This window comes from Amphibacillus sediminis NBRC 103570 (genome assembly GCF_001552275.1).
GTDB lineage: Bacteria > Bacillota > Bacilli > Bacillales > Amphibacillaceae > Amphibacillus_B > Amphibacillus_B sediminis.
Genome location: NZ_BCQW01000003.1, coordinates 43,394 through 63,473 on the forward strand (window position 1 = coordinate 43,394; position 20,080 = coordinate 63,473).

Below are 20,080 nucleotides of genomic sequence, written 5' to 3' on the forward strand. Positions count from 1 at the left end.
CAATTCCTCCTCTTTTCTATCTCTAATATACTATAATTCTATCCATTTTCAAAAATTCCTGCTAAATCCGAAAAAATTTTTTCAAAGGTAAGTGCTTTGTCTAAAGGGTCAATCGTATACCAATCAACATCCATTTTATTTCTAAACCAGGTATATTGTCGTTTAGCATAACGGCGTGAATTCCTCTTTAATAATGTAACCGCTTCTTCAAGATCATATTCTCCCTTAAAATAAGGAATCAGTTCTTTATAACCGATTGCACGCATGGATTGGGCATTTTCCAAGCCACGCTGATAAAAATACCGCGCTTCTTCAATTAAGCCAGATTCGAGCATTAAATCAACACGCTGGTTGATCCGCTGATAAAGTTGTGCTCGATCCATCGTTAGACCAATTAACGTAGGCTTATAGCGTGAATGATTAGGTTGATCCGCCTGAAGCTCTGTCATCGTTTTGCCTGTCTGTTCATAAACCTCGAGAGCTCGAACAAGACGGCGGGTATTATTTGGATGTATTTTGGCTGCTTGTTCGGGATCAATACGCTGTAAGCGTGCATAAACCAGATCGACCCCGTTCTCCTTAATCTCTGCTTCAATTTTGTCATGATAATCATGATCTCGCTTGTCATTAGCAAAATGATAATCAAATAAAGCGGCTTGAATGTACAGTCCGGTCCCGCCAGCAATGATGGGCACCTTATTTTTAGCATGGATGGCTGTGATATGCTTTTGTACTAACTGTTGAAATTCGGCTACAGAAAATGGTTCGCTAGGATCTTTAATATCAATCATATAATGAGGAATCGACGCTTTTTCCGCTTCTGTGATCTTAGCTGTTGCAATATCCATTCCGCGGTAAATTTGCATCGAATCACCGCTTATGACCTCTCCATTAAACCGTTTCGCCAATTCAACACTTAAGCTTGTTTTCCCGACTGCTGTAGGCCCTACAACTGCTATTACTGGTTGTTTTGTCATAAAAAAACCCCTTACTACATAACGCGTTTAAACATCTTCTCTAGTTCATAACTGGTAAAGTGAACAATGATCGGTCGACCATGCGGGCAAGTAAACGGATCGGTAGTCCCACGAAGGTCTTCTAATAACTGAAACATTTCGTCATCATTCAGATGATGGTTAGCTTTAATTGATTGTTTACATGACATAAGAATAGCCGCTTCTTCCCTAAGCTTGTTCAAATCAATGGCTTCTTCCTCTGTAACCTGGTCGACCATATCTCGAATTACCTCTTCCTCAAATCCCTTTGGAAACCATTGAGGATGTGCCCTAACCAAATAGGTATTCTGACCAAAATGCTCAAAGAAAAGCCCAACCTCTTTTAATCGTTCGTGATATTGTTCAATAATTAAAGCCTCTTGGTTACTAAACTCAAAGGTTAAGGGGAACAGCAATTCTTGTAGTTCACTTTCCACTTGCCCAATTTTGTCACGAAAGTATTCGTATTTAATTCGCTCCTGTGCTGCATGCTGATCAATCATATATAAGCCTGTTTCATTTTCTGCTAAAATATACGTGCCGTGGTGTTGACCAATCGGATAAAGAACGGGGACACGGCTCGTTTGTTTTGTTTCTTCCTCAATCGGTTGCTCTGATGGCTCGATCACCTCATGAATACCCTCATCCCATCTTTCTGGCTGATCATATAAGGTTGAGGTCGACTTAGGAATTGAATCTTCTGGTACGTTTTCGACTAATTTGGGCTCACTTGGTTCTTGACCAGTGAGGGGTTCTTTAAATATACGATGTTCAAACTGAAAACTTTCCTGACTGCTCTTTTCAATTTTAGGTTTGGGCTCTGTCATTTCGGGAATTAATGTTTCCTTGCGAAATGCTTGGCGAACTGCTTCCTCCACTGCATTAAAAAGCTCTTTTTCCTTACTAAACCTTACTTCGAGCTTGGCTGGGTGTACATTGACATCAACTAAGATTGGGTCCATTTTCATCTGGATTATTGCAATAGGGTGACGACCAATAGGTAACAAAGTATGGTAACCATTCGTAATCGCTTTGTTCAAGGGTATGCTGCGGACAAAACGCCCATTGATAATCGTTGATATATACTGTCTTGACGCTCGTGTAACTTCTGGCTTTGCCACATAACCTGTAATGGTATAATCCAAGGTTTGATGGTTAAGTTTGATCATTTTTTTGGCAACTGAAACCCCATATATTTGAGCGATAATTTGTAACAAATCTCCCCGTCCATTCGATTGAAAAAGGGGTTTACCATTATGGTAAAGCTCAAAACGCACATTGGGATGGGACAAGGCCATTCGGTTAATAACGTCGGTAATATGGCCAAGCTCTGTATGGATTGTTTTCATATATTTTAATCGAGCTGGCGTATTAAAAAATAAATGATCGATCGTTAATTCTGTTCCTTGTCTTGCATCCCCCTTTTGCCGGTCTGTAATTTTACCACCAGAAAGTGTTAAAATTGTTCCCGCTTCCTTACCGGTAGAAGTCTTCAAAGTGAGCTGGCTAACGGCTGCTACTGATGCTAATGCCTCACCACGAAAGCCAAGTGTTTGTACATGGAACAAATCATGCTCTGAGTTAATTTTACTTGTCGCATGGCGAAGAAAAGCCCGCTCCGCGTCGTCTGGTTCCATTCCAGATCCATTATCTGTGATTTTAATCCGCCGTAATCCTGCTTCCTCTACTTCGATTTTGATGCTTGTACTACCCGCATCAAGGCTATTTTCAACAAGCTCCTTTACGACAGAAGCGGGACGTTCGACCACCTCACCAGCTGCAATTTTATTAGCAAGTGCATCGGGCATTGTCTTAATCTTCATTAGTTACCCCTCCTGACGAGCTTTTTTTTGCAAGAGATATAATTCATTCATCGCTTCCAATGGGGTTAATTCCATTATATTAAGCTTCAGTAAAGTATCGATAACAGCTGAAGGCTTTACTTCTGCAAGCTTGATCACTTTCTCCTCCGCAAAGAAACTTAATTGATTTGAATCATCTTCATCTTCTTCGATCTGTTTTGAAACTGCTGATTCCGAATTAGAAGGCTGTTTTTCTTCAAGCTGCTTTAGAATAACCTCTGCTCGAGCGATTAATTGATCGGGTAATTCAGCAAGCTTGGCGACATGAATGCCATAGCTTTCATCTGCTGCACCGTCTTGAATTTGATGTAAGAATACAACACGTCCTTCGTACTCCTCAGCGCGCACATGAATGTTTTTAAGTTTAGTTAAATCAGCTTCTAATGTAGTTAATTCATGATAGTGTGTGGAAAATAGTGTTTTAGCCCCAACCTGATCATGAACATATTCAATAATCGCTTGGGCAAGGGCCATACCATCATAAGTACTCGTACCTCGACCAATTTCATCTAATAAAATTAGACTTCGCTCGGAAGCATGCGTCAAAGCATGTTTAGCTTCCAGCATTTCTACCATAAAAGTACTTTGTCCAGCCACTAAATCATCGGCAGCCCCAATACGGGTGAAAATTTTATCAAATATCGGTAATGCTGCTTGCTCAGCTGGAACAAAACAACCAATTTGTGCCATGATCGTAATCAAGGCAAGCTGACGCATATAGGTACTTTTTCCAGACATATTTGGTCCGGTAATGAGGAGAATTTGACTTGATTGATCCATTTTGACGTCATTAGGTACATACATCTGGTCTTTCATGACTTTTTCAACAACTGGATGACGACCTTGCAAAATAGTAACAGATCCATCATTGGTAAAGGTTGGCTTAACGTAATTTTGTTGTTCGCTAATGGTTGCAAAACTCTGTAAAACATCCAATTCACTTATCTGTTCTGCTAACTGTTGTAATCTTGGGATATACCCTTTTACCTGCTCACGAAGTTGTAAAAAAAGCTCATATTCCAAATCTACGCTTTTCTCCTCCGCTGATAAGATTAAGCTTTCTTTTTCTTTTAACTCTGGAGTAATAAAGCGTTCTGCATTGGTTAGCGTTTGTTTACGTTCATACTTTCCCTCAGGCAATAGATGTAAATTAGCTTTTGTTACCTCAATATAGTAGCCAAAAACGCGATTATAACCAATCTTTAATGATTTAATCTTTGTTTCTTGTTTCTCCTTTTGTTCTAACTCCGAAATCCATTTCTTGCCATTCCGTGAAGCATCACGATATTGATCTAACTCTTGGTGATAACCATCACGAATTATACCTCCTTCTTTGATTGAGAGAGGAGGATCATCCATAAGACTTTTCTCTAATAGAATTTGTAAATCTTGAATCGGATCTATCTGTTGTCCTCGTTTAGCAAGCTCTTCTTCTTGAAATTTTGTCAATGCTTCTTTTAAGGCAGGGACTTTAGCTAAAGACAATTTAAGCTGTAATAGATCCCGTCCATTAACATTCCCAAAGGCAACGCGACCAGCAAGACGCTCGATATCGTAGATTGATTTCAATAGCTCCCGTAGTTCCTGGCGTTCAATATAGTCGATCATCAACCCTTCAACTAGCTGATAACGCCGTTCGAGTGAGTTTTGATTAAGCAATGGTCGTTCAAGCCATTTTTTTAGCTTACGGGCTCCCATAGCGGTGACCGTTTGATCAAGTACCCAAAGTAAGCTACCCTGCTTACCTTTTTTGATGATCGTTTCAGTCAATTCAAGATTACGCTTGGAATATAGGTCTAACCCCAAATATTCATTTAATTCAATCATTTGAACAGGCTTAAGGTGATCCAGTGCGCGTTGTTGTGTTGAGCGAATATAGTTGACTAACCGTCCAAAGCCTAAATAAACACGATGGTCGGCAATATGTGCAACGAGTTCATCAAAGGGCTCCGCTAATCCCGTTTCCTCCATGTAAGATAAGGTTATCTGCAAACGTTCTTTTAACGACTCTTGCTTGTCCGTACTAAGCTGATTAGAAATGACGATTTCACGAATTGGACGATTAAATAGCTCACTTAATACGCTATCCCAGCCTGTCTCAACTATCGCAACACTTGTCTCACCGGTCGATAAGTCATTATAGCTAAGCACGTAGTGGTCATGATCAAATTCGGTCACACTTGCTAGATAGTTGTTTTCTTTTTCATCAAGCATCTGACCATCCATGACAGTTCCTGGAGTAATCAATTGTACAACCTCTCGCTTAACAACGCCCTTAGCCGCTTTCGGATCCTCAACCTGCTCACAGATCGCTACTTTAAAGCCTTTTTCTACTAAATTCTTTATGTAATTAGATGCAGAATGATAGGGAACACCACACATAGGGATACGTTCTTTCCCGCCACCATCACGACTGGTTAAGGTAATCTCTAATTCTCTTGACGCCTTTAAGGCATCATCAAAAAACATTTCATAAAAATCTCCCAATCTAAAAAATAGAAAACTATCTTGATATTGGGCTTTTATTTGTAAATATTGTTCTATCATAGGGGTATACGTTGTCATAGCTCAATCTCCTAAACTCAAGAATTCATTACTCTATTATAGCATATTGCTACAAGCTTTTTTTAGTGATGGAAATCGTTTTGTTGAAGAATCGAGTCATTTTTGCAAGAAGAAAAAAAGCGTACAGCAATCATGTACGCTTTTGCAATTACTTATCTGATTTAGGTTCTAAGTTGATTAACTCTTCATCTGATAATTGGTCTAACCAATCATCGTCACTTTCTACTACACCACTTGGATCAACTCGGACAGCTACCTTAGTATCACCGATCACCTCTACTAAAAATTCACGCTCAACTTCTGTCTTAATTTTTCGATCAGACTTTTCAATTGAGCAATTTATTGAATTTGGTTGCTGCAATGCTTTAGCATAGACCTCGATCTGCGAGCCGACTGTTTGTTTGTCTTTAACAGATAGTTTTATCGGATCAGTATAGGTCACACGCTCAGTAACAACCTCTGTTTTTGTGTGATCATTGTAAGAATACCAGACATTAATGTCATAGCTCCCACTCACTTCAACAATTTCATCACCTCTCCGCTTTGCATTATAGAGATGATTAATAATCCAACAGCCTAAAATGCTAGATGGTTGATGAGTAGGACTAATGATGTGGCTGTCTTGAGTAAATTTTCGACCCTTTCCAATTACAGCTTTGGTAATAATTTCTCGATAATCTTGATCAAGAAATGACATATGCACTAACCTCCTCTTTCTTCATGTTCAGTTTATGCAACTGACCTGGGCGAAGTGACATCTTACCACTCACTTCATCCTATGCATTTGCCCAGCGTATGCTACTCTAAGACGATAAAAATTAAAGATTAGGAGGATTAGTTACAGGTCATGGCTAGAGCTTCCGATAATTTCGGCAGTATTATTTTATGCGAGACTATGAGATAGGTTAGCCAAAATACGATCACATGCGCCTTGGCGTTTTTCACTCAAAATTTATCGAGCTTCTCCGCTTGCAACTCTGTGGCATCCGGTGAGAGGCTTTAACTTTATTCAGCAGGGCTTTGAATCTGAGACAAGGAATTCGCAAAAATGATTCGTTTCAGAAAATGGATCAGTGCAAATAAACTTAAGCAATCAGCCAAGTCGTTTACTTGTCACGCTGCTACTTTACATTTTCCAATATAAAAAACGCCGACGTGAGAGATATTCCTAAAAGTTAGCATGCTAACTTTCAGGGGTCATCTCTTTCACATCGGCATTTCTTAGGCTCTATAAGCTCATCTGTATATTTTGAAGCTCTAAAGTGTTATCGTTTCAATTATTCAAGCCTCATCAAAACCTATTGATCTGAATTAATTTGAGCTTGAACATTTTGCTCAATATTCTTAATCAGTAGCTGCAAAATATCATTAACAACGACTTGAGTCGATTTAAATTCTGCTACGATTGGAATCGTATCTATTTCAGCCTGAATCGCATCTATTTGCTGATCAATTTGCTTGACTGCTTCTGTCTTACCATAGGCTTGGAGGTTAACAGCCTGCTTTTGCAATGCCTTGATATCTGCAATCTTTTGTTTAACCTTTTGGTTAGCATTTAATCGCGCCTCGAGCTCCTTAAATCGTTCAACTTCTTCTAATTGGTTTAAATTCGAGGTTAATTGATCAACCTGGGCCAAAATGTCTTCTTTCGAATAATTAGCCACTTAGTACACCTCAGATGGCTGTTCAACATATTCACCATCGAGTGACCATGTTTTAGCCTTGGTTATTTTAACCTGTACTATTTTACCAATAAGCGATTTAGGAGCTTTAAAGTTAACCAGTTTATTCCGTTCTGTATAGCCTGATAAAACATCCGGGTCTTTTTTACTTTCACCTTCAACTAGGACATTAACAACCTGTCCTTCATATTTCAACATAGCCTGTTTTGCTTGCTCATTAACAAGCTGATTTAGCCGTTGTAGTCGTTCTTTCTTCACTTCCATTGAGATGTTGTCTTCCCAACGAGCTGCTGGGGTTCCTTCACGTGGTGAATAAATAAAGGTATAAGCGGCTTCAAATCCAACTTCTTCAACTAGACTCAAAGTCTCTTCAAACTGTTCATCCGTTTCATTTGGAAAGCCTACAATAATATCGGTAGTCAAGGTAACGTTTGGCATTGCTGCGCGAATCTTGCGAACAAGCTCTAAATAGTCCTCACGGGTATAGCGTCGGGCCATTACACGAAGAACCTCGGAACTCCCAGATTGAACAGGCAAGTGAATATGATCAAGTAGATTACCACCTTGAGCTAATACCTCTATTAAACGATCATCGAAATCACGTGGGTGTGAAGTAGTGAATCGGACACGCGGGATATCAATTTTTCGAATTTCATCCAATAAATCGCCTAAACCATATTCAAAATCAAAATCCTTGCCATAAGCATTAACATTTTGGCCAAGTAACGTGATCTCTTGATAGCCTTGAGCTGCCAACTGCCGCACTTCTTGAATAATATCCTCTGGCAAACGGCTTCTTTCTTTACCTCTGGTATATGGAACAATGCAGTAAGTACAGAACTTATCACACCCGTACATAATATTTACCCATGCTTTAATATTACCTTTACGAACTTTAGGTAGATTTTCAATTATATCGCCTTCTTTTGACCAAACCTCAACGACCATTGCTTTACTAAACATCGCCTCTTGCAGTAGACTAGGTAGGCGGTGAATGTTATGTGTACCAAAGATTATATCAACAAAAGGATGCTTTTGTAATATACGGTTAACAACCGATTCTTCTTGTGACATACAGCCACAAACTCCAATAATTAAATCTGGATTCTCTGTTTTAAGTGGTTTTAAGTGACCAATTTCACCAAATACCTTATTTTCTGCATTTTCTCGAATTGCACAAGTATTAAGCAGAATCACATCGGCATCACTTGTATCATCAGCAGGCTGATATCCCATATCGGTAAGTAAACCTGCCATTATTTCGGTATCATGCTCATTCATTTGGCAGCCATAGGTACGAATCAAAAATTTCTTCCCCTTGCCAATTCCCTTCATCTCTTCCGGTATACTAAAATCATAATGAATATCTACGTCTTTTTTCAGACGTTTTTTAGCCTTTTTCAAATTTGGAGGTTGATAGGTTGTTTGGAAATATTTCCCGATCAACTCATCTGATTCCATATTCTTCAACCGCTGTAAATTGGTTTCTGGGTCTATTTGTTCATTTGTTTGTTTAACCGGATTTATTTGACTTGTTTCTTTACGTTGTTGTTCGTTCATGTCAAAAAAGACTCCTTCCTTGCTTTACATCTCTCCCCATTTTAACACGTTTATAAACGTTTTTGTGTAATTAAACTCGAAAATACTATTAAATTCGAGGGAATTTTTTTTGAAAATTGATACCACTTATTTTTTCAATAAGATCAGGTGAATAGATGTTATTTAATTGTTCAAGTAAATTGGGGTACTCTGTTACGTCTGCTAGCCCCTCGATTGTGCTAGTGAATCCTGCAAAGTCAGAACCAAACCCAAGTTGATTTTCTGCTCCAAGATCTAAAAAGTGATCAATATGTCTAACTAAATCAGGTATTCGAACAGGCGGATCTGATTTAGTGAAATAAGGTACAAAAGTTAATCCAATCCATCCATCCCGTCTAATCATTGCTGCAATCTGTTGATCATCTAAGTTACGTCGATGCTGGCAAATTGAGAAAGCATTGCTATGAGAGGCCAGCACATGCGCAGCATGTTCGATTACATCATAAAATCCTTTAATCGAAAGATGTGATACGTCCGTCCAAATCTGCTCTTCATTTAACAACCGAACCACTTCTATTCCGAAAGGAGACAAACCTCGGCCGTTTGCCTGATCAATACTATCTGCAACAGCATTACTATTGTTCCAGGTTAGTCCAACTATCCTTACCCCATAGTCAATTAGCCTTTTTAATTTATTTAGATCATAGCCGATTGGATGACAACCTTCCAAAGTCAAGATAGCACCTCGTTTATCCATGGGTAGATTATCTAAATCAGCTCGTGTCTTAATTGGAACAATATCTGGATTCGGAGCAATAATTTTTTGATAAAAAAGCTCTATCATTTTAAGCGCTACATCGAATTGGTCCTCTTGAGCCACGTGATCAGGAACAAAAATAGCAAATGCTTGAATTCGAACAGGGCTTTGGCGCCATTTTTCCAAATTAAATTGGCAGGGATCAGCAACAGCAATACCTTGTTCCTGTTGCCAAAGCTGAACTAAATAATCGCAATGTGCGTCGATTAGCATGTAATCACTCTCCTCAGTTAAATTCTGGCGAATGTGATAATCATTAAAAACAATTGATGCTGTTCTGTATATCACCAGTAAATCGTATGTAAACGGCGTACATACACAAAGTATTTAAAATAGACTGATAGACAAGATCAACATACTTTTTTATATGGTCGAAAAGAATAAAAATCCTGTTTGTAAAATACAAACAGGAATTTCTATCACCGAGGTTCAACGATCAGCTTTATGGCCGTTCGCTCTTCATCATCAATTTTTATATCTGTAAAAGCCGGAATGCAAATCAAATCGACACCACTGGGTGCAACAAACCCCCGTGCGATGGCCACAGCTTTCACCGATTGATTAAGCGCACCAGCCCCAATCGCTTGAATTTCTGCCGACCCACGTTCTCGCAAAACATTTGCTAAAGCACCTGCTACTGAATTTGGGTTTGATTTAGCTGAAACCTTTAATACGTCCACTTTTGCTACCTCCTTGATTATGTTAAGTCATTCCACTTTTACTATATTCTTATAAGATGATGATATGCTAAAAATTGATATCAATGTCAGGCAAAAAAAGGGTGATCATCGTTAATTAAAAGCCGTTCAATTCTTTCAGCCTTACCGGTTTTATTATCAATATCAATGATGACAGCACTTAATTGAGCCTTTCCTTCTCTGACCACTTCAAAACGAACAGGAAGCTGGGTCTTGAATTTCTTTATCACCGCTTGCCGATCAGTTCCAATAATGCCATCATACGGACCTGTCATCCCGACATCTGTTATATAGGCTGTGCCATGATCCAAAATGCGGTTGTCAGCTGTTTGGACATGGGTATGCGTCCCGACTAACGCACTAATTCGCCCATCTAAGTACCAAGCTAATGCCAGCTTTTCACTAGAAGCTTCTGCATGAAAATCAACAAATATAATATGAGTTCGCTTGGATACTTGTTCCAACAGCTGATCAGCTAATTGAAAAGGATCGTCAATCGCTGGCATGAAGGTTCGACCTTGTAAATTAAGAATGGCAATTTCTGTCCCATTTACATTCACATAAGCATTTCCCATTCCAGGGGTACCTGCAGGGAAGTTTGCTGGACGGATGATTTTTTTTGCACCTTCAATAAAATCAAATATTTCTTTTTTATCAAAAGTGTGATTTCCCATTGTAATGAAGTCTACGCCCCATTCTAAAAATTGTTTATAGATCTTCTCCGTTATTCCTTTTCCAGCTGCTGCATTTTCACCGTTGACAATTGTTAATTGTGGCTGGAACTTTTGCTTTAGTTTAGGCAAATAGTGCTGAAGTTGGTCTCTGCCAATGGAGCCAACAATATCACCAATAAATAAAATTCGCATTCCGTTACTCCTTCATTCTTCACTTTCAAATCTATCTCATTACACAGTGTCACATAGTTTGTTTGCTTTGTCAAAGCTGGTTACAACCACCTTGATCGATGACTTATGATGACATAGCTGAGAATAAGTGTGTTTTTCAGATCATTCTAACCCCTTCGTACTATAGAGGCCTCAACATTCAGTGTTAAGCCTATTTTCCCTTTTATACTAGCATCTTCATCATGACCGTATGACATGTGAAAAAGAGATCTGCAAAAGCAAAATGCTTTTGAGATCTCTTTTACTAATCAGCTTATTTAGCATATTCAACTGCACGAGTTTCTCGAATAACGGTTACTTTTATATGACCTGGGAAATTCAATTCTTCTTCAATTCGCTTACGGATATCACGAGCAATGCGAACTGCCTCAAGATCATCAATTTCATCAGGTTTAACCATGATTCGGACTTCACGTCCTGCCTGAATAGCAAATGATTTTTCAACTCCTGAATAAGATTCAGAAATTTCTTCAAGTTTTTCAAGCCGTTTAATGTAATTTTCTAAGGTCTCGCTTCTCGCACCTGGTCTTGCAGCAGATAAAGCATCAGCAGCTGCGACTAATACAGCAGTGATTGACGTAGGTTCTTCGTCGCCATGATGGGAGGCGATTGAGTTAACGACTACTTCTTTCTCCTTATACTTAACAGCAAGTTCCTTACCAATTTCAACGTGACTTCCTTCCACCTCATGATCAATCGCTTTTCCAATATCATGAAGCAGGCCTGCACGTTTAGCAAGCATCACATCTTGGCCAAGCTCTGCTGCAAGTAATCCTGATAAATGCGCCACTTCTATTGAATGCTTAAGTACATTCTGCCCATAGCTTGTACGGTACTTTAAGCGGCCAAGAATTTTGATTAAATCAGGATGTAGTCCGTGTACTCCAACTTCAAATGTCGTTTGTTCGCCCACCTCACGAATATACTCATCAACTTCACGTCTTGATTTGTCGACCATTTCTTCAATCCGTGCCGGGTGAATACGACCATCTTGCACTAATTTTTCTAAGGCAATACGAGCAGTCTCGCGTCGAATCGGGTCAAAACCAGATAGGATAACTGCCTCAGGCGTATCATCGATAATAAGGTCAATCCCTGTTAGTGTCTCTAGGGTTCGAATATTACGTCCTTCTCGACCAATAATACGACCTTTCATTTCATCATTCGGTAAATTCACAACTGAAACGGTTGTTTCAGCAACATGATCGGCCGCACAGCGTTGCATCGCTAATGATAAAATTTCCTTGGCTTTCTTATCTGCTTCTTCCTTAGTTCGATTTTCTGCCTCTTTAATAATAAGTGCTGTTTCATGACTAACTTCTTTTTCAACCCGCTCTAAAATAATCTGCTTCGCTTGATCCGATGTATAACCAGAAATGCGCTCCAGTTCAGCTTGTTGTTCACCCAACAGAGCTTCCACTTTGCCTTCCATTTCTTCAATTTGTTGTTGTTTTTCTGCTAACATACTCTCTTTTTTCTCTTGCATACGTTCACGCTTGTCTAAGGTTTCATCTTTCCGATCAAGATTTTCCTCTTTTTGCATTAGACGATTCTCTTGCTTCTGAAGTTCAACGCGTCGTTCGCGAAGCTCTTGCTCCACCTGCTGACGAATCTTATGATTTTCATCCTTCGCCTCTAAAAGGGCCTCTTTCTTTGCCACTTCAGCATTACGGTGCCCTTCTGCTACAATTTGCTTTGCTAACTCTTCCGCACTTGAAATCTTATTCTCTGCAATCGATTTACGTATCAGATAGCCAACAACAATACCGACGATTAGGATAGCCAAACTGGAGATGACGATAACCAAAAAGTCAATATTCATGGTTTCACCTCCTCTTGCTATTCAATTTTACTCAATTCTTTCTTAAGTCGGCATGTACGTTCTTACATATTTTAATGCGTCATTAATATAATTGTATAATTTAAAAAAATAAATTACACACCACTAATTTTAATGGTGCATATAGGTAATGTCAAGAAAACCTAAGAGACTATTTCACAAGCTAACATTTTAAATCCATATTTCACCAGACTAAAGTTGCACTATTTTTGCTAAAAAGTGGTTTTTCTGAACGATATGAATGGTCTAAAGGAGTCGAATGATAAAGTAAAACTTCGTTCAGTGGGGGTTTCGATGCATAGGATGTGCTTGTGCAGACATTACGACACGACGTCACGAACTGAACGTTAGTTTGGATCTCCCAAGTCCCTTGTTTATTGTGAACTTTGGCTATCCAACACAACAGCTTCTTAGCATCTATCTTGCCAAAAGGAGCTGTGACAAAAGCAATTTTAAGAAACGGATCACCGAACCAGCATAGTTGCTATTGTTCAGCGATCCGTTTCTTAATATAGTATAGACACTGGTCCGTCAAAATACTTCATACACTTTCCGAAGAAGCAGAGATATCTTCAGTTCACTCAATGTCTCCCTAGCTAACCAGCACGAGGGTACAACTTCGGTCTTGCAAGATAGGTTAGCGTGACATTACCCCGTGATTTGGTCACATCTTACACAAGCCATTCCACTTATGGTTAGCATTCTACAAGCTCGTGTTCCCCCGATGAAGTTTATGTCTACATATTCTGACTCTAGTCGGTACTATGTTAAATATCTAATTTTTATCATTCATTTTTTCAGTTCAAGTGCCGTCCTAATACTCGACCTTTACTTATCCTCTTCAATTAATTCGCTCATGATCTCTTCTTCTGGATTAGACTCATCTAAATTATAATGATTTCGGACTGAGCGGTTAATTTGATCAGCTAATTCAGGGTTCTCTTTAAGAAATTGCTTAGAGTTCTCTCGACCTTGTCCAAGTCGTTCTTCGTTATAAGAATACCAAGCACCACTTTTTTGGACAATGTCCAGGTCAGAGGCAATATCAAGAAGCTCACCTTCTCGTGAAATACCTTCACCATACATAATATCCACTTCTGCCTGTTTGAATGGTGGTGCAACTTTATTTTTAACCACTTTAATACGGGTTCTATTACCAACCATATCATTTCCTTGCTTTATTGTCTCAGCACGACGAACTTCTAAACGAACAGACGAATAGAATTTTAATGCTCGACCACCTGGTGTGGTTTCAGGGTTTCCAAACATAACCCCAACTTTTTCTCGAATTTGATTGATAAAAATAGCTGTGGTCTTTGATTTATTAATCGCTCCTGAAAGCTTACGTAGAGCTTGAGACATCAATCGCGCCTGTAAACCTACATGTGAATCTCCCATTTCACCCTCGATTTCTGCTTTTGGAACAAGTGCAGCGACAGAGTCAATAACTACGATATCGACAGCACCACTTCTTACCAAGGCTTCAGCAATCTCTAACGCTTGCTCTCCCGTATCTGGCTGCGATAATAAAAGTTCATCTACATCTACCCCAAGTTTGCCAGCATAAACAGGATCTAACGCATGCTCTGCATCAATAAAAGCAGCTGTGCCTCCCTGCTTTTGTGCTTCCGCAATTGCATGAAGTGAAACAGTCGTCTTACCTGATGATTCAGGACCATATATTTCAATAACTCGCCCACGTGGATACCCACCGACACCTAAAGCAATATCCAAAGCCAAAGAGCCTGTTGATACTGTAGCAACCTTGCGTTCAGCCTGCTCCCCTAGCTTCATTATTGAGCCTTTTCCAAATTGTTTCTCTATTGATTTCAAAGCCATATCTAAGGCCTGTTTACGATCACTCACGCGAATTCCTCCTCTAATATCAACTAAACCTATCATACCTTGTTTCAAGCAAACATACAAGCAAAAAGCGAATAAATGTTCTTATTTTTTCAAAAAAGAACAGAGCTACTTTTTAACAAATTTGAACAAAATCAATAAAAACTAGGAGCTTGAGGCCTCATTCTTTTTTAATGTTTGATACAGCAGTTCTAAGCCTTTTTTTACTGAACGATTACGAACCAGTTCTCTATTTTTCGGAAAATGATACAGCTGTAAAAGATAATTATCCTCCGATTGATACAGACAAATGTAAACGGTCCCTGGATCTTTTCCCTCTAATTGATCAGGCCCAGCTACTCCGGTAAAGCTAATTCCATATGTAGTATTAAATTTTTCTTTAGCTTGTTTGGCCATTTGTAATGCGCACTGCTCGCTCACCATTCCATGCAGCTCAATGATCGTTTGATCGATCCCAAGTACATTAACCTTAGCATCTGGCGTATAACTTACTATACTTCCCTTCAGAACATGGCCAGCTCCTGGAATCGTCACTAAAGCATCAGCAAATCTCCCCCCAGTTAAGCTTTCAGCTGCTGCGACTGTCGCTGATTGTTTGGTCAACAAATCAATGACCACTTCACTCAATGACTGATCATCATATCCATAGATATATGAGCCTACAAGCGCTTCTAATTCAGCTTGTGTAGCAGTAATGAGTTGATTGGCTCGTGCAACAGAGCCCGCTTTTGCTGTTAAGCGCAAGGCAACCTCACCATCAGAGGCTAATGGAGCAATAGTTGGGTTGGATTGTTGCTCAATAAGGCTCTTCACCTCTGTTTCAAGTTGCGATTCACCTATACCGATGAAGCGAAGCATTTTAGATACAATGACATCATTGAGCTCAAACCTATCACTAAGATACGGTAAGACAGACGCTGTCATCATATTTTTTAGTTCACTAGGTACACCAGGCATCATAACGATTGTAGATCCTTGAAAATCAACGATCATTCCTGGAGCAGTACCAACTTTATTCGGTATTAGGGTAGCTCCAGTAATCAATTGTGCCTGCTTACGATTATTTACTGTCATCTCACGATTAGTCCGTTGAAAATAACGTTCAACCTGAGTTAATGCTTCCTCATCCTCAGATAAATTTTGTCCAACAAATTCTGCTACCGTTTCGCGGGTTAAGTCATCATCAGTTGGTCCTAATCCTCCTGAGATCAAAATTAAGTTTGATCGCTTAACAGCCTCTGCCAAAACTGATAGCAATCTTTCACGATTATCCCCCACAACCTGATGGTAGTAGACACCTATTCCTTTTGTTGCTAACTGCTGTGAAATCCATTGAGCGTTCGTGTTAGCAATCTGACCAAGTAATAATTCTGTACCGACAGCAATAATTTCTGCTTTTACCTTTACCATTTAGTTCGACTCCTTCATCACGTGCCAATTCTTAATAAAATAATCAACGCCTGAGATTACCGTTAAAAGAAGAGCGATATAAAGGAGTACTTCACCTACCGGCCACCCTAAGTAGGAAAATGGATAATTATGTAGTAACAAGACCGCTATAGAAACCAATTGAAAGGTCGTCTTCCATTTACCAAGATTACCAGCTGCCAAAACAATACCTTCTCCAGCAGCAACTAGTCGAAGGCCAGTCACAGCAAACTCTCTAGATAAAATAATAATGACAATCCAAGCGGGTACTAGCTTTAGCTCAATCAACAGAATAAAAGCTGCGGAAACTAATAATTTGTCAGCCATTGGATCTAGAAATTTACCAAGGTTTGTGACTAAATTGAGCTTACGAGCGAAATAACCATCGATCCAATCCGTTCCCGATGCAACGATAAATAAACTTGCAGCGACTAAATGAACAACCGGCAACTGATTATGCCCAATATCGATTACGCCCCAATCTAACGGTAAAGCTAATAATAATATAAAAACAGGTATAAGTAGGATTCGAGATAAAGTAATACGATTAGGTAAATTCATTTTATTCTTCCTTTCTAAAGTTAAACGATTCGGTGAGAAATATTTAGGGTATACCTCTCATTATAAGCTAACATGCTTTATCTGATCTATCAAATGCGCCCTAGCGTATTTGCACCCAAATTTCATCGCGCTTCGCAACGTTCTCTGAGATCGGGCAGCATCTACCACAGGCTTTAACTTTATTCAGCAGCCGAGGCTTGTACCCCCACTGCATCAAAGACAAATAGGCATTCATCTCTCCACTTTTAGTGGTGGGAAACTTCTACTGAATCAAGTTAAAAGTTTTTGCCGCCTTCTAGACAATGATTCTATCAGTTAGCTAGTCTCAGTGAGAAACCCTTCTCATCATATTTTGAGAGAAGGGTCTAATGAGTATTATTGATCTGGTTCACTATTAATATACAACCATAATTGTTGAACGGCCGTCGGAGCGATCTCTTCCGAAAGCTCCAGTTCAAGATCATTGATCGAAATTGAAATGGCTCCTGGATTACCAAATCTTAAATAGACATAAGGATAGTCAGAGATGGTAAATGTTTGTGGTGATTGACTTAGTTGCAGTGTGTTATAGTATAAACTTTCACCTGTGTTTGTTTCAACCTCTAACCAATTACTATCTGTCGTTTCTATAGTCATTTCGATTTCATCATCATCAGTCTTAAGTAGATAAACGGATTGATTATTTTGGTAAGAATCGAGTGATAAAGTAGGGTTAACTTGCTCTGGTTCCTCATCACCTTCATCCTGATCTTCTTGATCGCGCTCTGACTGTTCGTTATCCTCGTCCGCATCAGAGCTTGGTTGATCCTCAGTTTCTGGTGGTAGCGACACCTGATCACCGGCAGACCGGTCAACCTCTACTGGGTCACTGCTATCCGGATCTGGATTCCAAGCTATACGCCAAATAAAGAAGAGCACACCTGTAATCAAGATAACCACAAAGATGGTCGGGAGCAAAGCAGCAAATGGCGACGTCTTAGAAGAAGAGGTCTTCCCTCTTGTTCGTTGCATTCTCGAATATTCTACTGCATTTTCCTGTTCGGGCTTTGGCACCTCACCTCTGTGTTCAGCTAAAAGTTCGTCAGGATTAAGACCAACCACTTGTGCATATTCTTTAATGAATGCACGCACATAAAAGCTACCAGGGATCAAGGAAAACTCACCTTTTTCAATGGCTTGTAAATGACGTGTTTGTATTTTTGTCATTTGCTGGACATCATCAAGTGAGAGTCCCTTTTCCAACCTCGCTTCTTTTAATCTTTCACCGATTTGCATCTATAACACCATCCATTACCTTTAACATCCTTTTCTTAGAAAATATAAACATACAACTCTATAATAAATGATTTTTCATTAATATAAAAGAGAGAATATCAGTTTGCTAAATTTTTCTGACCAAGTTTATATACTAAATATTAACAAATAAGTTGCAAGTCAATCACAACCTGCCGTTGCTTGCTACTTGGTCAACGTTACAGTTCAGCATTTTAATTGTTTACCAGCCTCCATAATCGGACACACTCTCCATTTATATAATTAGACTTGTTAGAAAGCAAAAAAGTTACTAAATTGTCTACATCATTTGTTGTGCCTATACGATTAGAGCGCTTCTTACTATTTCAGTCATGTTTTCGCTAATTATTGAGATACATATCTTTGGTGTGCCCTTCACCTATCACAATGTTCTTCACTTTTAACATTCTTTTCACCTCATTTAAAGAAGCTTCATCCAATTATATGATGATTTATTAATAGTGTAGAACAGTCAACTTTACTTAAAAGGAACACTACCTATCAAAATATTGCTCGGTAGCATTTAAAATTAACTGATTAACTTGGGAGTTTGCTTGCCTATTTAATCTTTTTTTGATAGGTTCCATTTTCTAATAGCTAAGCAAGCTTCACCAGAAAATTCGATCTTATCCTGTCCTTCCAGTGGATAGAGCCTCGTCGTCATGACATACTCGCCATCATTTATAAATATTTCTAAAGATGAAGTGTCAGAAAATATGTGTAGCTGAGTAAGCGATTCGACTAAAACCGAACGCTTATTCCTTCCATAACCTGATTCACCAAGTTCTAGCGTTAATATTTGTTGTCCTGCATCATAATTAATTAAGGTATCTTGGCGCAAATGAATGCTAAGCCCTTCTCCCAAATCAAGAACGTCGATCACCATTTCATATACCTCACCAGATAATTGGTTAGCTCTATTTCTTTTTCCGACCTCTAGTTTGCATGTAACCAATTGATCTCTTAACACTTGAAATTCAGAAAGTGGGCGTTGCATTAGTTTCCCATCTTTTATCGTAAGCTCGCGCGGCATTGTCATCGCATGCTGCCAGCCCCGCTCAATAGTCGGATTACTATAAGTGGGCTCAATATCTGGTAAACCCATCCAGCCCCACATAATACGTCTCCCTTGTTCATCCTCAAAGGTTTGTGGGGCATAAAAATCAAATCCATGATCTAGCTCTCTAAAAGGGGAGCTTGGCTGAAAATTTACCTTCTCCCAATTTGTCCTACCAAAGAAATAGCCAGACTGGTATACATTTTGATAGTGCAATCCATCTACTTCTATACCTTGGGGAGACATTAATAAGATTGCTTGGTCGCCAATCTCGAAATAATCTGGACACTCCCACATATAGCCCATTTTAGGTAAACTTTTTAAGAAGATACCACGAAATGACCAATCAGCTAAATTAGTTGATTGGTACACGATAATTTGACCCTCAGCATCATTAGTACGCGTGCCTAAAATCATGTAATAAAAGCCATCTTTTTCGAAAACTTTTGGATCTCTTATATGTTTTGTAAAACCAGCAGGGTAATGATCAGCGCCTATTAATAATTTCTTCTCGCTAAAGCTATAGCCATCTTTACTGGTAAAGTGGAGTATATTTTGTTCACGACCCTCGGTAATATAATCATAATCTCCTTGATAACGAACATTACCAGTGTAAAAAAAGTGGATGACTTCTTGCTTAATAAAGGCACTGCCCGAATAGACACCATGCACATCAGCTGGATGATCAGGAAATAATGCGATTTCCTCTTCTTTAAAATGAACAAGATCCTTAGATGTTTTATGTCCCCAATACTTCAGTCCACCTTCTGGATCTATAGGGGAATACTGGTAAAACAAATGATAAACACCACTAAATTGACAAACACCGTTCGGATCATTTAACCAACCCGTCGGTGGCATTTCATGATAAATCAATCGCCAGAAGTCCTGCTTCACCTTGTGAACAAGCTCTGGCTGTTTACTTGCTATACCCAGCCTTAATTCTTGTTGTAATGGATTCATTCTATCTCTCCC

General features: G+C 39.2%; 15 protein-coding genes. All 15 read right to left on the reverse strand.

The genetic code is table 11. The features are described 5' to 3' along the window. Window positions 1–38: 38 nt before the first annotated feature. Complete coding sequence (gene miaA, locus ASE01S_RS03375; protein ID WP_067838358.1) at window positions 39–977, reverse strand: tRNA (adenosine(37)-N6)-dimethylallyltransferase MiaA; 939 nt, start codon at window positions 975–977, stop codon at window positions 39–41. 14 nt (window positions 978–991) lie between these two features. Then, window positions 992–2,818, reverse strand: a complete 1,827-nt coding sequence (mutL, locus tag ASE01S_RS03380; RefSeq protein ID WP_067838361.1) for a DNA mismatch repair endonuclease MutL — start codon at window positions 2,816–2,818, stop codon at window positions 992–994. A 3-nt stretch (window positions 2,819–2,821) separates the two neighbouring features. Further along, window positions 2,822–5,422 carry a DNA mismatch repair protein MutS gene (gene mutS, locus ASE01S_RS03385; protein ID WP_067838364.1) on the reverse strand — a complete coding sequence of 867 codons (2,601 nt, stop codon included), beginning with the start codon at window positions 5,420–5,422 and terminating at the stop codon, window positions 2,822–2,824. A 148-nt stretch (window positions 5,423–5,570) separates the two neighbouring features. Beyond that, entirely contained in the window at window positions 5,571–6,119 is a 549-nt protein-coding gene (gene cotE, locus ASE01S_RS03390) for an outer spore coat protein CotE (RefSeq protein ID WP_067838368.1), read from the reverse strand. 601 nt (window positions 6,120–6,720) lie between these two features. After that, the gene (locus tag ASE01S_RS03395; protein WP_067838372.1) at window positions 6,721–7,086 is read right to left on the reverse strand and encodes a YlbF/YmcA family competence regulator; all 366 of its coding nucleotides are present in this window, start codon (window positions 7,084–7,086) and stop codon (window positions 6,721–6,723) included. Then, window positions 7,087–8,664 (reverse strand): tRNA (N6-isopentenyl adenosine(37)-C2)-methylthiotransferase MiaB, encoded by a 1,578-nt coding sequence (gene miaB / locus ASE01S_RS03400; RefSeq protein ID WP_067838375.1) that lies wholly within the window; start codon window positions 8,662–8,664, stop codon window positions 7,087–7,089. Window positions 8,665–8,752: 88 nt separating this feature from the next. Next, window positions 8,753–9,673: a dipeptidase gene (locus ASE01S_RS03405; RefSeq protein ID WP_067838377.1), complete on the reverse strand. Its 921-nt coding sequence runs from the start codon at window positions 9,671–9,673 to the stop codon at window positions 8,753–8,755. A 206-nt stretch (window positions 9,674–9,879) separates the two neighbouring features. Beyond that, complete coding sequence (locus ASE01S_RS03410) at window positions 9,880–10,140, reverse strand: stage V sporulation protein S (protein ID WP_017471953.1); 261 nt, start codon at window positions 10,138–10,140, stop codon at window positions 9,880–9,882. An 86-nt stretch (window positions 10,141–10,226) separates the two neighbouring features. Continuing rightward, window positions 10,227–11,024: a TIGR00282 family metallophosphoesterase gene (locus ASE01S_RS03415; RefSeq protein ID WP_067838379.1), complete on the reverse strand. Its 798-nt coding sequence runs from the start codon at window positions 11,022–11,024 to the stop codon at window positions 10,227–10,229. A 292-nt stretch (window positions 11,025–11,316) separates the two neighbouring features. Further along, window positions 11,317–12,885, reverse strand: a complete 1,569-nt coding sequence (gene rny / locus ASE01S_RS03420) for a ribonuclease Y (RefSeq protein ID WP_067838381.1) — start codon at window positions 12,883–12,885, stop codon at window positions 11,317–11,319. 846 nt (window positions 12,886–13,731) lie between these two features. Continuing rightward, on the reverse strand, window positions 13,732–14,769 hold the full coding sequence (gene recA / locus ASE01S_RS03425) for a recombinase RecA (RefSeq protein WP_067838383.1): 1,038 nt from the start codon (window positions 14,767–14,769) through the stop codon (window positions 13,732–13,734). A 141-nt stretch (window positions 14,770–14,910) separates the two neighbouring features. Then, window positions 14,911–16,176 carry a competence/damage-inducible protein A gene (locus ASE01S_RS03430; RefSeq protein ID WP_067838385.1) on the reverse strand — a complete coding sequence of 422 codons (1,266 nt, stop codon included), beginning with the start codon at window positions 16,174–16,176 and terminating at the stop codon, window positions 14,911–14,913. Beyond that, complete coding sequence (gene pgsA, locus ASE01S_RS03435; RefSeq protein WP_067838386.1) at window positions 16,177–16,755, reverse strand: CDP-diacylglycerol--glycerol-3-phosphate 3-phosphatidyltransferase; 579 nt, start codon at window positions 16,753–16,755, stop codon at window positions 16,177–16,179. 375 nt (window positions 16,756–17,130) lie between these two features. Beyond that, window positions 17,131–18,030 (reverse strand): helix-turn-helix domain-containing protein, encoded by a 900-nt coding sequence (locus ASE01S_RS03440; RefSeq protein WP_067838388.1) that lies wholly within the window; start codon window positions 18,028–18,030, stop codon window positions 17,131–17,133. Window positions 18,031–18,610: 580 nt separating this feature from the next. Continuing rightward, window positions 18,611–20,068 (reverse strand): glycoside hydrolase family 32 protein, encoded by a 1,458-nt coding sequence (locus ASE01S_RS03445; RefSeq protein WP_067838395.1) that lies wholly within the window; start codon window positions 20,066–20,068, stop codon window positions 18,611–18,613. Window positions 20,069–20,080: the final 12 nt, after the last annotated feature.